This window comes from Nocardia sp. NPDC050175, assembly GCF_044459885.1.
In the GTDB taxonomy this organism is placed as follows: Bacteria; Actinomycetota; Actinomycetes; order Mycobacteriales; family Mycobacteriaceae; genus Nocardia.
In genome coordinates this window covers 114,585-129,212 of sequence record NZ_JBITJI010000003.1, presented here as the reverse complement: position 1 = coordinate 129,212, position 14,628 = coordinate 114,585, and the positions used below count along the sequence as shown (strand labels likewise).

Annotated in this window: 10 protein-coding genes; 5 read left to right on the top strand and 5 right to left on the bottom strand. The window is 68.0% G+C overall.

Annotation, left to right across the window (positions count from 1 at the left end; all coding sequences use genetic code 11):
* The first annotated feature begins 150 nt into the window (after positions 1-150).
* From ACIBK2_RS11495 to ACIBK2_RS11485, 3 genes are all read left to right on the top strand, one after another.
* The gene (locus tag ACIBK2_RS11495; protein WP_396966157.1) at positions 151-891 is read left to right on the top strand and encodes a VOC family protein; all 741 of its coding nucleotides are present in this window, start codon (positions 151-153) and stop codon (positions 889-891) included.
* Between the two features lie 971 nt (positions 892-1,862).
* The gene (locus ACIBK2_RS11490) at positions 1,863-3,383 is read left to right on the top strand and encodes a methyltransferase (RefSeq protein WP_396966155.1); all 1,521 of its coding nucleotides are present in this window, start codon (positions 1,863-1,865) and stop codon (positions 3,381-3,383) included.
* Between the two features lie 194 nt (positions 3,384-3,577).
* Complete coding sequence (locus tag ACIBK2_RS11485) at positions 3,578-4,546, top strand: sigma-70 family RNA polymerase sigma factor (RefSeq protein ID WP_357378948.1); 969 nt, start codon at positions 3,578-3,580, stop codon at positions 4,544-4,546.
* Between the two features lie 251 nt (positions 4,547-4,797).
* On the opposite strand, the gene ACIBK2_RS11480 is transcribed toward ACIBK2_RS11485, so the two are convergent.
* The 3 genes from ACIBK2_RS11480 to ACIBK2_RS11470 form a co-directional block, all read right to left on the bottom strand.
* The gene (locus ACIBK2_RS11480; RefSeq protein ID WP_396966153.1) at positions 4,798-4,962 is read right to left on the bottom strand and encodes a hypothetical protein; all 165 of its coding nucleotides are present in this window, start codon (positions 4,960-4,962) and stop codon (positions 4,798-4,800) included.
* Positions 4,963-5,360: 398 nt separating this feature from the next.
* Entirely contained in the window at positions 5,361-8,033 is a 2,673-nt protein-coding gene (locus ACIBK2_RS11475; RefSeq protein WP_396966151.1) for a GNAT family N-acetyltransferase, read from the bottom strand.
* Positions 8,026-9,294 carry an acetoin utilization protein AcuC gene (locus tag ACIBK2_RS11470; RefSeq protein WP_396966149.1) on the bottom strand — a complete coding sequence of 423 codons (1,269 nt, stop codon included), beginning with the start codon at positions 9,292-9,294 and terminating at the stop codon, positions 8,026-8,028. The genes ACIBK2_RS11475 and ACIBK2_RS11470 overlap by 8 nt, the downstream gene beginning before the upstream one ends.
* Before the next feature lie 198 nt (positions 9,295-9,492).
* On the opposite strand from ACIBK2_RS11470, the gene ACIBK2_RS11465 reads away from it, so the two are divergent.
* Together ACIBK2_RS11465 and galE are read left to right on the top strand one after the other, a co-directional pair.
* Complete coding sequence (locus tag ACIBK2_RS11465) at positions 9,493-10,179, top strand: iron dependent repressor, metal binding and dimerization domain protein (RefSeq protein WP_396966147.1); 687 nt, start codon at positions 9,493-9,495, stop codon at positions 10,177-10,179.
* A gap of 3 nt (positions 10,180-10,182) precedes the next feature.
* Entirely contained in the window at positions 10,183-11,163 is a 981-nt protein-coding gene (gene galE, locus ACIBK2_RS11460; RefSeq protein WP_396966145.1) for a UDP-glucose 4-epimerase GalE, read from the top strand.
* A 411-nt stretch (positions 11,164-11,574) separates the two neighbouring features.
* Here the strand turns inward: galE and ACIBK2_RS11455 are convergent, their stop codons facing one another.
* Both ACIBK2_RS11455 and ACIBK2_RS11450 read right to left on the bottom strand, forming a co-directional pair.
* Positions 11,575-13,194 carry a DUF4192 domain-containing protein gene (locus tag ACIBK2_RS11455; RefSeq protein WP_396966143.1) on the bottom strand — a complete coding sequence of 540 codons (1,620 nt, stop codon included), beginning with the start codon at positions 13,192-13,194 and terminating at the stop codon, positions 11,575-11,577.
* A 503-nt stretch (positions 13,195-13,697) separates the two neighbouring features.
* Positions 13,698-14,402 (bottom strand): sensor domain-containing protein, encoded by a 705-nt coding sequence (locus ACIBK2_RS11450; protein WP_396966141.1) that lies wholly within the window; start codon positions 14,400-14,402, stop codon positions 13,698-13,700.
* Between the last annotated feature and the right edge of the window lie 226 nt (positions 14,403-14,628).

The following is a 14,628-nucleotide window of genomic DNA, read 5'->3' as shown; positions in this document are numbered from 1 at the left end:
CCGCTGAGCGTGCCGGAAAACCACCCACCCAACGAGTGGCCGGAATGCCACAAAGCACCAAGATCGTGCCAGCGCGGGCGACACGCCAATCCGCTCGACACCGCGCGTGGCTTTCCCTAGGGTGTCTCGGGGTACAAGACAGGAGTGAACATGATCAGGTGGATCTGGGCCTTCCTGGACCGCCCCGCACAGCGATTCGACGACTGCGCGAAGTTCTGGTCCACGGTCACCGGCACCGAGCTCTCCGCACGCCGTGGCGAACACGACGAATTCCTCACGCTGCTCCCCGATCCCGCGCTCTTCGCCGCGGCGGGCGTGAAGATGCAGGCGGTCACCGGTCTCGGCGGCGTCCATCTAGACCTCGACGTCGACCACATCCCCACCGCCGTGCGCACCGCGCTCGACCTCGGCGCCGACCTGGTCGCGAACCATCCCGACTACGCGGTCCTCCGCTCCCCCGGCGGCCAAACCTTCTGTCTCACACCGAGCGGCCGCGCCACCAGCACCCCCGCGCCCGCCATGACCGCCCCCGACGGCACCCTCAGCCGCCTCGACCAGGTCTGCCTCGACATCGGCCGCACCGACCACGCCGCCGAGACCGACTTCTGGAAGTCGTTGACCGGCTGGAACTTCCGCCAAGGCAACCACCCCGAATTCGCCCACCTGCGCGCCGCCGAGCCCCGCCCCCTCCAACTACTCCTCCAGCGCCTCGACGAAGACCGCCCCACCAGCGCCCACGTCGACCTGTCCTCCTCGGACATCGAAGCCACCGCCACGTGGCACGAAACCCTGGGCGCCACAGTGGTAGAACGCCACGAAAGCTGGATCGTGATGAACGACCCAGCAGACGCCATCTACTGCATCACCGCCCGCGACCCGAACACCGGCTAACCATCAAGTCGAGTCATATGGTCGCTAACTGATCTTCAACAACAACCTTTTGACTCGACTCGATGACGCCCAACGCCCCTTTGGCTCGACTCGTTTTCCCTAGCCTCTTTCAACCGGACCACAGCCAGTCCTCCCGCTCCCAACCCGCACCTGTCATCACCAAGCCGCGGTAGAGAAGGTCGGGAACCCCACCTCACGCGCCCAGCACTACTCCGGTCATCCGATGAACCAGTCGAAAACCTCGGAGACAGCACCCACCGGAGATCTCTGGGCACACCAACCCGGACCAGTACACAAAGAGACCCCCGGAATAGTGCACCCATCCGGGCAAGTGCTTCTTAGAACTCCAGAGGTGGACAGTCCATAGAAGCTGAAGACCTATCCACATTTTCCCGTGAGTAGTGCTGGGCGCGTCGCCTGCCGTACCCGGCTTTAGGTGCACGTCAGGTGCGCGATGTCGCGTTCCTGAAGTGGTCATCTGGCTGTGGTCACGTCACAAGCGCTTTGGACAAGAGCGGGGTGGTCGGCGGCGGTTTCGGTGGCCGATCGGGCCTGCGAGGTGCTCCCCGAGTCGGTATGCCCAGGATCTGCACTCTGTCTCGGGATCGGCACTCGGAATAGGGCCCTAAAGCCAGTGCCGATCCCGAGTTAAGGTGCGGATTCTGCTGTCGGCGTGGCGAGTTGGAGGCCGCTCACCCTTTGTGTAACCCGAACACCGCGTATGCCGGGTGTTCGGGTTACACAACGGGTGAGCGGCTGGGTTCCAGTCCGGTGATCGGCTGTCAGTGTCGGGAATTGCACTACTTCTCGGGATCTGGCCTTGAACCCCAGTCGGAATAGGGCCCTAAAGCTAGTGCCGATCCCGAGACAGGGTGCAGATTCTGCTGTCGGGGTGAGGTAGGGGGGTTGGGGGAAGGGTGTTTGGGTTGGCTCGATCTCTTGTGTGCGGGGGGCGGTGGCAAAGTACCGGTGTGCCTACTAACCGAGCTACGACTACCGGATCTCTGCTCACCGCGCTGTGCCCGGAGCTGCGGGCGGCGCTTACTCGGGTCGGTTATGACGCCGACACGCTGCTCGAGGTACTCGGAGAGGACGTGCACGCGGCGTTGGGGCGGTCGGAGCCGGTGCCGGTGCGGCGGGCCGCGCGGGACGCGGGGGAACTGGGCACGTTGATTCGGTTGCTGCTGCTCGGTGACCCGCTCCCGGAGCGTGATGTCGCCGCCGCGCTCGCACCGGTAGATATCGAGCGCGGGATCGCAGCGGGGCTGCTGGACCGGGATGGCGACACCGTGCGTGCTGCGCTGGACCTGCGTCCCCTCGACGCCGGAGCTGGCACCCGCTGGATCCTGTCCGATCTCGACGACTCGATGCGGCGGCGCACGCTCACCGAGGAGCACGTGCTCGGTGTCGGCCACGCCTCCCTGTCACTGCTGCGCGCCACCCCGACGCGCAAGGTCGGCACCGTGCTCGATCTCGGCACCGGCTGCGGTGTGCAAGCCGTCCACGCCGCCTCCTACGCCGGCCGTGTCACCGCGACCGATGTCAACGCACGCGCACTGTGGCTCGCCGAGGCGACCGCCGCACTCAACGGACTCGATATCGAACTCCTCGAAGGCTCCTGGTTCGAGCCGGTCGCGGGACGACGCTTCGATCAGGTGGTAGCCAATCCGCCGTTCGTCGTCGGCCCGGCCCGGATCGAACACACCTACCGCGATTCCGGCCTCGCCCTCGACGGCGCCAGCGAGTTGGTCATCGGACAGGCGGCGGATCTGCTCGCGCCCGGCGGCACCGCCGCGATGCTGGCGGCCTGGGTGCACGTCGACGGCGAGGACTGGCGGCATCGAGTGTCGTCCTGGCTGCCCGCGGACGGTGTCGACGCGTGGGTGGTGCAGCGCGACGTCGCCGACCCCGCCCTCTACGTCGGAACGTGGTTGCGTGACGCAGGTCTCGACCCGCGCGACCCGGCCGCACAGGCCCGCGCCGAACAGTGGCTGGACGCCTTCACCGCCGCCGACGTCGAGGGCATCGGCTTCGGCTTCGTATACCTGCGCGCCATCGACGGTCCGACCGAGCTGCTCGCCGAGGACCTCACCCACGGTTTCGACGATCCGCTCGGCGACGAGGCCACCCGTTACTTCGAGCGATCGGCCTGGTTGCGCACCGTCGCGGGCGACGAAAAACTCGCCTGGACTTCACGTTTCGTGGTCGACCCGGCGACCGCGCTGGAACGCGTCGCGCTGCCGGGCCCGGACGGCTGGGCGCAGCAGGTCGCGCGCGTGCACCGCGGCGACGGACCCCGCTGGCAGCACGAGGTGGACGAGACAACCATCTCCCTGCTCGCGGGAATGCGCGCCGACGGCCTGCCGTTATACGAGTTAATCGAACTGCTGGCGGTTGCCCAAGGATCTGACGAGGTGACCACGGAGTTCGCGGCCGACGCGTTGTCCGTGGTGGCCGGATTGGTCCGCCACGGACTGGTGCGGCCCGTGTAATTCCGGCAATCGCGGGTAGGTCGGTGCAGGCACCGGACAACAGGCGCGTTCCACGGCTGAGACCTTCTCAGGAACTTCTCAGACGAGAGTGATGAAAACCGCACGTCAGAGCGGTTTATCTGAGCCGAGACGGGGAACTTTCTCTCTGTCGGGTCCGTTGTTCGGAGTGAGACACCACCGACAGGAGGCAAGTCATGACAAGCCCCGCCACCACTCGTGTGCGCATCAGCGATCAGGACCTCGACGCCCAGAGCCCCGCAGCCGATTTGGTACGTGTGTACCTGAACGGAATCGGCCGTACCGCGCTGCTCACGGCCGCCGACGAGGTCGAGCTGGCCAAGCGTATCGAGGCGGGCCTCTACGCGCAGAACCTGTTGGAGACCGGCAAACGTTTGTCGGCCACCCGCAAGCGCGATCTGGCGCAAATCGTTCGCGAGGGTCAAGCCGCGCGGTCGCACCTGCTGGAAGCCAACCTTCGCCTCGTCGTCTCGCTCGCCAAGCGCTACACCGGCCGCGGCATGCCGCTGCTGGACCTCATCCAGGAAGGCAACCTGGGTCTGATCCGCGCGATGGAGAAGTTCGACTACGCCAAGGGCTTCAAGTTCTCCACGTACGCCACCTGGTGGATCCGTCAGGCCATCACCCGCGGCATGGCGGACCAGAGTCGCACCATCCGGCTGCCCGTCCACCTGGTCGAACAGGTGAACAAGCTGGCTCGGATCAAGCGTGAACTGCACCAGCAGCTCGGCCGCGAAGCCACCGACGCGGAACTGGCCAACGAGTCCGGCATCCCGGTCGAGAAGATCTCCGATCTGCTCGATCACAGCCGCGACCCGGTAAGCCTGGACATGCCGGTCGGCAACGACGAAGAGGCCCCGCTCGGCGACTTCATCGAAGACTCCGAGGCCACCTCGGCCGAGTCCGCGGTAATCGCCGGCCTGCTGCACCACGACGTCCGCAGCGTCCTCGCCACCCTCGACGAGCGCGAACAGCAGGTCATCCGCCTGCGCTTCGGTCTCGACGACGGCCAGCCGCGCACCCTCGACCAGATCGGCAAGCTCTTCGGGCTCTCCCGCGAGCGCGTCCGGCAGATCGAGCGCGAGGTCATGGCGAAGCTGCGCAAGGGCGAGCGGGCCGACCGCCTGCGGGCCTACGCCAGCTGATATCCCCGAAACCCGTGCCGGATTCGCTCCGGCATTACTGACGACGCCGGGCTGCTCCCGAGGCAGGTCCGGCGTCCGACCTGGTGACCCTCGGGGTCACCTGCCAACGCCGGCCGGTGCCGCGCTCCCCGCCCCCTCCGGGAGCCGCGAACCGGTCGGCGTGAATCTGCCCGTAGGGGCGAATCCACCAGCCCTCGATTCATCGAGACACCAAGCGCATCAACACCTTCGGTAGTGCTGCCCGAGCGTGGTCAGGTCATTTGGTAGGCCTGCGCGAGTTCGGTGAATGCTGCTTTTGGTTCCCATGACATGTCCAGGTAGGTCTGACCATGGCCGGTCTCGAGTGGCTGATTCATCAACGGGCAGAAAGTTTCCGCGGACTTGCTGGCCGCCAGCGCGGATCGAAGCGAGCTCACGCATCTTCAGCCGGTCAGCCGGGTTGCAAAGCGACCCGGTTCAAGGTCGATACGGCCATGGACGTACCGGATTTCCGCCGAGCTCGCGGCCGAGAGCGACGATCGGAGACGAGCTCACATACCACCGGCAGGTCAGCCGAGTCTGCGCGGGCCCGTGTCGAACCGGCTCGGTTCAGGGCCGATTCGTCCACGCGCGTACAGGATCTCGGCCGAACTGGCGGACGCGAGCACACGGCCGAAAGCGGGCTCACGCAACTCCGGCAGGTCAGCCGAGCCGGCGCGGCCCCGTGTCGAAACGGCTCGGTTCAGGGCCGATTCGTCCACGCGCGTACAGGATCTCGGCCGAACTGGCGGACGCGAGCACACGGCCGAAAGCGGGCTCACGCAACTCCGGCAGGTCAGCCGAGCCGGCGCGGCCCCGTGTCGAAACGGCTCGGTTCAGGGCCGATTCGTCCACGCGCGTACAGGATCTCGGCCGAGTTGGTGGAGGCGAGGACGGGGTCGAAGGCGAGTTCGCGCATCTCCGGGAGGTCGTCGAAGAGGGCCGAGATGCGTTGGGCGAGTTCGGCTAGGGCCGCTTTGTCGACGCGGGGGCTGGCCGGGGTGCCGGAGAGTAGTGGGGCGGCGCGGGGAGCGTCGATGAGGGCGGTTGCCTCGTCGGCGGTGAGGGGTAGGGCTCGGTAGGCGCGGTCGCCGAGGAGTTCGATGATCAGGCCGGAGAGGCCGAATTCGATGACCGAGCCGAATGACGGGTCGTCCTGGACGCGCAGGACGCAGCCGACGCCCTTGGTCGCCATCTTCTGGATGTGCAGGACCGGGTCACCACACAGCTCGGCCAGGTCCGCGTATCCCTGGCGCACCGCTTCGGGACGCCACAGGTCCAGGCGGACACCGGTGAGATCCGGTCGGCGGCGCCACATTTCGCCGGTCGCCTTCGCCGCCACCGGGTAGCCCAGCTCCTCGGCCGCGGCGACCGCCTCGTCGGCGTTGCGCACCTCGCGGAACTCCACCACCGAAATGCCGTAGCAGTCGAGCAGTTCGACGGTTTCCAGATCAGTCAGCCGACGCCCGCCCGAGTCGGTCATCCACTGCGCCACCAGTCGCTTCGCGCGTTCGGTGTCGATTCCGTTGGGACGCAGCACCTGCGACACGGGCCTCGTCCGCCACTCGGCATAGCGACGGACTCGGGCGAGCGCTCGCGCGGCCCGCTCCGGATCGGGATACGAGGGAATCGACCCACGCACCGCCGCCGCACCGGGGCCGCGGACCGAGAGCAGATTCGGAATGCCTTGTTCGGCAACGAAAGTGGTCAGGATCGGTTTGCCCGCGTCGGGCACCTCCGCCGCGGCGGCGCGAATGGCATCGGCGAAACCCGCCATCGGCAGCGGCACCGGCGGCGCGAAAACCACCAGTACCGAGTCGATGTCGTCCGAACGCAACGCCGCCACCGTGGCGTCGAGGTACGCGCCAGGGGTCGCCTGCGGACCAAGATTCACCGGGTCACCGACGTCGAGTCCTTCGCTCTGCGCCGCGTCGACGGCCAACCAGTTCAGTGCCGCGCTGTTCCCCACCACGGCCAACCGGGAACCGCTGGGCAGCGGCTGATACCCGAGCAGCGCGGCGCAGTCGAACAGCTCCGAGATCGAGTCGACCTGCACAATCCCCGCCTGCGCGAACAGGTCTCGCACGATCGAACGATCCATATCGCCCGCGGGTCGTGCCGCATGGCGACCACTGCTGACCGCGACGATCGGCTTGGTCCTGGCTACCCGGCGCGCGATCCTGGAGAACTTGCGCGGGTTACCAAAGCTCTCCAGGTACAGCAGGACGACATCGGTGTCCGGGTCGGTGTCCCAGTATTGGAGCAGGTCGTTGCCGGACACATCGGCGCGGTCACCGGCTGACACGAACGTCGACAGCCCCAGATTCCTGGCCGCGGCCTCCCCGAGGATCGCCGCGCCCAACGGCCCGGACTGACAGAAGAACCCGATCCGCCCGCGACCGGGCAGCACCGACGCCAACGTCGCGTTGAGCGCCACCGCCGGATCGGTGTTCGCGATGCCGAGCGCGCTGGGCCCGACCACCCGCATCCCGTGTCCCCGTGCGGCCGCGACCAATTCGCGTTCGGCTTCCCCGCCGCCGACGCCGGTCGTGTCGAATCCCGCGGTGAGCACGACAAGTCCCTTGACACCCTTGGCCATACAGTCGTCGAGCACCGAACCGATCGCCCCCGGCGGCACCGCGACCACCGCGAGGTCGACCTCGTCCGGGATCTCGCGCACCGTCGCGTAGGCGCGCACGCCGCGCACCGAGTGCCGATTCGGATTCACCGGGAACACCGGCCCCTGGAACACCCCCGACAGCAGGTTGTTCAGCACCGCGCCGCCCACCCGGCCCGCGCTCGGCGTCGCACCGATCACCGCCACCGATCGCGGGGTGAGCAGATTGCCCACGCTGCGCGCCTCGGAGGCACGTTCACGCGAATCCCGCACGGAGAGTAAGGCTTCGGACGGATCGATGGCGAATTCCAAGTGCAGCACCGACCCGTCCCGGCTGCGCTCGACCTGATAGCCCGCGTCCCGGAAGACCGTCACCATGGTGGTGTTCTCGGCGAGCACCTCGGCGACGAAGGTCTCGATCTTGTTCTCGGCGGCGGCACCGGCCAAGTGCTCCAACAGGATCGAGCCGAGTCCGCGCCCCTGATGCCCGTCGGCCACCACGAACGCGACCTCCGCGGACCGCCGGCCCACCCGGTCGAGTCCCTCGTAGCGGCCCACCGCGATGATCGCCGTCCCCAGCACCAGCACCAGACCGACGCGGTCGTGATAGTCGACGTGGGTGGTCCGATACAGGTCCTTCGGCGAAATCCGCGGGTACGGACCGAAATAGCGCAGATACCTGGTGCGGTCCGACAGCGCCGCGTGGAACTCTTGCAGCGCGTCCGCGTCGTCGGGTGTGATCGGCCGCAGCCGGACCACGCCACCGTCGGAGGCGAGGATGTCGGCGAACCAGTGTTGCGGCGGGGGCGGCGGAACCGCAGGCGTGTCCGGAGTGTCTACGGGGTCAGTCACGAGGGTCCTCCGGGTCCAGGCCGAGCAATCCGAAAGTTGCTCGGCGGGTGGCCAGCACGGCCGTGTCGATGGCGCGTTGGGCGCGGTCTACCCGCGGGTCCCCAGTCTCCCCCGTGCCGCCCGGACCATCCCACGGGAGGTAGGCGATGTCGCCGCCGTCACCCATCGTGCGCGGCGGGTCCACCCTGGGCGCTTGCGCTTGGACCTGGTCGATCCAGTCCTGCGGGATCGCGGTCTCCGGGGCGATGGTGCGGTCCAGTGCCGTGGCGAGCAGGTGTGTCCAGGCGCGCGGCACCACCCGGACCAGCCCGTAACCGCCGCCGCCGACGGCGAGCCAGCGTCCCTCGGCGTGCTCGTCGGCCAGGTCCCGCATCGCACGGAAGGCGGCGCGCTGGCCGTCCACCGTGAGTTCCAGATCGGCCAGCGGATCCTCGCGATGGGTGTCCACGCCGCATTGGCTGACCACGATCTGCGGGCGGAAGGCCGCCAACGCGCCGGGCACCACCGCGTGAAAACCGCGCAGCCACTGGGCGTCTCGGGTGCCGGGCAGCAACGGCAGGTTGATCGCGGTGCCCTCGGCGGCGCCCATGCCCGTCTCCTCCGGCCAGCCCGTGTTCGGCCAGAGCGTCGCCGGATGCTGGTGTAGCGAGACGGTGAGCACGCGCGGGTCGGCGTAGAACGCACACTGCACACCGTCACCGTGGTGCACATCGACATCGAGATAGGCGATCCGGTCGAAGCCGTTGTCCAAGAGCCAGGAGATGGCCACGGCCGCATCGTTGTACACACAGAACCCGGCCGCCGAGTCGGCCATCGCGTGATGCATGCCACCGCCGATGCTCACCGCCCGCCGCGTCCGGCCCGCCGCGATCTCCCTGGCCGCGGCCAGGGTGCCGCCGACGATCACCGAGGCCGCCCGATGCATCCCGGGGAACACCGGATTGTCCGGCGACCCAAGCCCGTACGGCGGCGCCTGCGGCGATCCGGCCGGTGGTTCGGCGTGCTCGACCGCGTCGATGTAGTCGGCGGTGTGGATGCGCAGTAGGTCGGCCCGCTCGGCCGTGGCGGGCGCCAATAGCTCGACACCGTCGAGTAATCCGAGACTTTCGGCCAGCGCCATGGTGAACTTCAGGCGCGCCGGTTTCATCGGGTGTTCCGGAGTCCAGGCGTAGTCGAGAAATCGGTCGGTCCAGACGACGGTTCCCCGGCTGCGCTGTTCGCCGGGTGGCGCCGGGTGTTCGCTGCGCGGTGCAGTGGCCATGGTCGCAACGCTACGCGGGAAGGTACAAGCCCCGTCGAACGTTGCTATGCAGTAGAAATACAGAGAAGAGCGATCGCGCCCGCTTGCCGTGCGCCGGCCGGAATCCCGCATTGCCGCGTGTTGCGCGGCGCGACACCGTCCGGCGCAGGGCCGTGTCGGTGTGCGCAGGTAGAATTCGTGCCGACGAAGGGGTAACAGGTGAAAGATCTGGTCGACACCACGGAGATGTATCTCCGTACCATCTACGACCTCGAGGAGGAGGGCGTGGTGCCCCTGCGCGCCCGCATCGCCGAGCGCCTCGAGCAGAGTGGGCCGACGGTGAGCCAAACTGTCGCCCGGATGGAGCGCGACGGTCTGCTGCTGGTCGCCGGAGACCGGCATCTCGAGTTGACGGAGAAGGGCCGCGGTATGGCGGTCGCGGTGATGCGCAAGCACCGCCTCGCCGAACGACTCCTCGTCGACATCATCGGCCTGGACTGGCAGAACGTGCATGCCGAGGCCTGCCGCTGGGAGCACGTGATGAGCGAGGACGTCGAGCGGCGCCTGGTCGAGGTGCTCAACCACCCGACCACCTCCCCCTACGGCAACCCGATCCCCGGCCTGGACGAGCTGGGCATCGTGGCATCGACCTCCGCCGAGGAGACCCTGGTCCGGCTGTCGGATCTGCCGCACGGTCAGGTGCACGCCGTCGTCGTGCGCAGGCTCGCCGAGCACATCCAGACCGACCCGGAGGTCATCGGTCAGCTGCGGGAAGCGGGCGTGGTGCCCGACGCGCGCGTGACCGTCGAGAACAGGCCGGGTTCGGTGATCATCACCGTGCCGGGCCACGAAGGCTTCGAACTGTCCGACGAGATGGCGCACGCCGTCCAGGTGAAGCTGGTCTGACGCGTGAAACTTCTCGTCACGGGTGGCGCCGGATACGTAGGCGGCGTCTGCGCCCAGGTGCTGCTCGAAGAGGGTCATGAGGTTGTCGTTGTCGACGACCTGTCCACCGGCAACGCGGACGGCGTCCCGTCCGCCGCCCGCTTCGTCGAGGGCGACATCGCGCAGGCCGCGACCGCGCTGCTGGCCGCCGAAACCTTCGACGGTGTCCTGCATTTCGCCGCGCAGTCGCTGGTCGGTGAGTCGGTGCAGCAGCCGGAGAAGTACTGGCACGGCAACGTGGTGAAGACCTTCGAGCTGCTCGAGGCGATGCGCCACGCGGGCACGCCGCGACTGGTGTTCTCCTCCACCGCCGCCGTGTACGGCGAACCGGAACAGGTGCCGATCACCGAGGACGCGCCGACCCGGCCGACCAACCCGTACGGTGCGTCGAAACTCGCCATAGATCACGCCATCACCTCCTACTCGATCGCGCACGGGCTGGCGGCGACCAGCCTGCGCTACTTCAATGTCGCCGGCGCCTACGGTGGCCTCGGCGAAAACCGGGTGGTGGAAACACATCTCATCCCGCTCGTACTGCAGGTCGCGCTCGGGCACCGCAAGGCCATCTCGGTGTTCGGCACCGACTGGCCGACCCCGGACGGCACCGCGGTCCGCGACTACATCCACATCCGCGACCTCGCCCAGGCCCACCTGCTGGCCCTGTCCACCTCCGAGGCGGGCACGCACCGCGTCTACAACCTCGGCAGCGGCACCGGATTCTCGGTCCGCGAGGTGATCTCGTCCTGCGAACGCGTCACCGGCCTCCCCATCACCGCCCAGGACGCCCCGCGCCGCCCCGGCGACCCGGCCACCCTCATCGCCTCCAGCGCCCGCGCCATCGCCGACCTGGGCTGGCACCCCGAACACAACGACCTCGACGAAATAGTCTCCGACGCCTGGGATTTCCTCCAGTCCCTCGGCCCCCGCGCGCACAGCGCCCGCTGAGGTCTCTCCCCTTCGTGTTCACCGGGGCGGCACGGCTTCCACGCCGTGCCGCCCCGGCTATATATCCGGCCCCTCCGTCGGCTCTAGCGGCGTTAGTCGCCGCCGAGCACAGCTCTCGTTGAGACTCCCATCGCCCACCCTGTCGCACGGCATTCCTCGAACGCTGCGCTGCCCCGGCCATCTCTGCTTCAGACTTAGTTGGCGCTGAACACGATTGGTCACAACGAGCGCTGATCCCGCTGAGTCGGCGCGACTCCTCGCGAAAGAGGGTGCTCCCGGTGCGACGCAAGAGGATTGCGCACTGACGCTTGCACATGCTGCATCACACCGCCCGATACGAGAACTCGCTGTGCACATACGGCCCACAGTGACGGCGGGAAGCCGGTCGCAAACCTAGTCTCGGACTGGACTTCACGGTGCGGGCGAGCCGAGGTCGATGCCCAGGTCTGCCGCGGTGTCATAGCCGCTGCGGGCCAGGCGGCGCAGTTGGTCGGGGCGCATGCCGATCATCAATGCCGTTTCCAGCAATGCCGCCATCGGGTGGTCCGGGTCGGCGTCCATCGCGGCTTCGAGGGCGATGCCCGCGAGCGGTCCGTCGCCTCGGACGTAGGCGCTGTAGCCGAGCAGAGCTGCGGCCTCGGCGCGATCGCGGCCGGTCAGGGCGCGGGTGAGGGCGGCCCACAGGCCTTCGGCCGCAACGGCGTGGTCGCCGACGGCGAGGGCGAACATGGCGTCGCGGACCGCCCGGTCACGCAGTGCGGCAGCGAGTTCCGCGAGCTCGGGGACCATGAGTTGCACGCCGGATTCGGTGTTCGCGATCTGCCACAGCACGTAGTCGAGGGCTTGCCTGCTGTAGTCGCTCGGATCACCGCGCCGGACTGCCCGTGCGTAACGATCGCGGGCCACCGACAGTGCGCTGTGCAGTATCGCCGCCACCTGATCCCGCACCTCGACGTCCTCGGCCACCAGCGCCGTCAACTCCGCGCGGGAGCCGCGAATCTGGCGACCGTCGAGCACATGCGACAGCGCCACCGCCGAAGTGGCCGGATCTGGCACTGCCCCACGCCGATCCGGGCCCACCAAACTCCACCACTGCTGCTCCGGCTCGATCGCGGGCACCGCCCAAGCCCCGGCCAGATCGATGTCGTGCGCGGCGAGCCGCCGCTCCAGCGAGTCGACCAGCACCTCGAATCGCCCACTGCCGCACCATTCCCCGACCTCTACACTGCGCCGTTCCGGCTCCACGGCCCGATCATCGACCACGACCACCAGCACCTCGGCCACATCGTCATGCGCACAGATCTGCAGAATGCACTGCGCCACCATCCCTGCCCGCAGCCTGCGCCGACCACCCTCCTGCTCCAGATCGAACCGCACCACCGCATCGATGATCGCCCCACCATTGCGCCCCGGCGCGGACCGCAACACCAACACCACCAGCGACCGCTCCGGCGGAAACCCGATCATCGCCGGCACCGCCGCAATGATCTCCCCCGGTTCCTCCACGCACACAGCACAATCCGGCACCTCCGCATCGAACGGCGGCGCCTGATCGGCAAAGACCAGGGTGCGGCCGCGATCATCGACCCTGAACTCGCCGCTGTCAGGTACGACGCCGACATCCGCACTCGCCGAATCGCCGAATCGCTCACCGTCGTCGTCGCGAACCTCAGTTGCGTCGCACGAGTCGATGTCCGCGATCAGCTCGCTGTCGCACAGCTGCTCGATGTCATCCGACTCCGCGATGTCCTTGGGCCGCACCACACCACCCGGCAGCGTTGTATCGTCCAGCCCCTCTGCGTCGTCCAGCCACGCCGCGCGATCCGGCAGCGCCGTATCGTCTGACCGCGCCGTGTCGTCCGACAGCGCCCGGCCTGCCAACTGCGCGATCTCATCAGGCCGCACAGGACCCTTCGAACGCGCTGAATTACCCAGCTGCGCCGCTTTGTCCGGCCGCACCATGTCGTCCGGCAGCGCCCGATCTTCCAGCTGTGCGATGCCATTAGGCCGCGCCGCGCCCTTCGAGCGCACTGTATTGCCCCGCTGCACAGTTTGGTCCGGCCCTATCTCAACCTGATCTGCTGCGGCATCCGACCACATTGCACTGTCTCGCACCGTGTCGTCCGACGACGCCGTCCGACCCAGTTGCGCCGAATCTTCCTGCGGCGCTGAACTATCGGGCCCCAACTGATCACCCAGACGAAGGAACTCGCACGACCGCATGGCGGCGGCCAGGCTCACCGGTGCGCGGGAAGGGCTTTTGCCCCTGAGCAGCGATGGGCGGGAACAGAAGAGCTCGTCCTGGGCGCGGGCGTCGGGTGTGGAATCGGCCTGTGCGTCGGCATTACCGGAGGGATGAGGGTTCGCGGGAGTGGTCATGGCGTCGAGACTGCCCGGCGATACCACCGAGCCTGCCGCGTTGACCTGGCGATTCAGCCGCCCTGGGGAATTCTCAGTGCCTGTGGACAAATCAGCTTCATGGCCCAGCCGCTACCGCTCGACTGTCCGCGCGACCTGCTACCGTGCCGCGCCCACTACCCCTTCTCGACCCGCTGCACCGCCGTCGTGAACAGCTCATCCACCGCGGTCATATCCGGCTTGGCATCGGAAAAAGACATATACGTCACAGTGATTCGCACATCCCCGACTTGTCCGGCCAACGTCCGCATCGTCTGCGTCAACCCGGCTCCGCCGACGTCCGGCGTCACCGTCCGCCGCAACGCCAACGTGTCGTCCGCATCGATCGGCGGCGCCGCCTCGAGCTCGGTCGCCACAGTCGTCATCGCGGGCCCCTTGCTCACCCGCACCGAGCCACACTGTTTCAGCTGGTTACGCAGCACAGCGAGCGGCTGCTCGGTCCGCGTCAATTCCACCGTGATCGTCGCCCGACTCGCATCATCGGTACCGACGGCGATCGCCGTCTTGTCCGCCCCGAACTGCTGCGCGGGCGGCACACAATTCTCCGGCTGCACCCGCGCACTCCGCCCGACCCCGGTCAAATCCCCTGCCGCCTGCGCCGCCGCCTCGGCGGGCAACACCACCGCCGGATATTTCCCCGGAAACTGCGAAGGTTGCACCAGCAACGCCGACAACGCCCCATCCACATGCCGTGTGACCACGGTCTGTTCCCCCGCGACCGGATGACCGTCCACGGTCGACGCGCACCCGGCGAGCAGCACGACACACGCCGCGGACACGGCGAAGCCCGCCCCTTTGCCCGTCGAATCCGCCACAGTCACCCACCCCACTGTGCCAAACTCCCCCTGCCCGCCCGCGATGCCACGCCGCCGCACCGGGAATGCGCGGGGCGCCGACGCTGTTGCCTCGTCGTATGGGTCGGTGTCCGGCCGTGCGCGGTGGCAGTCACCCACATGGGGGACAATGGACGTTGGTCCCCGTCTCGGACGCTGCTCGTCTCGAATGACTTCGGTGTCGAAGACCGAGCATCACCCGGGCCGGCGGAAC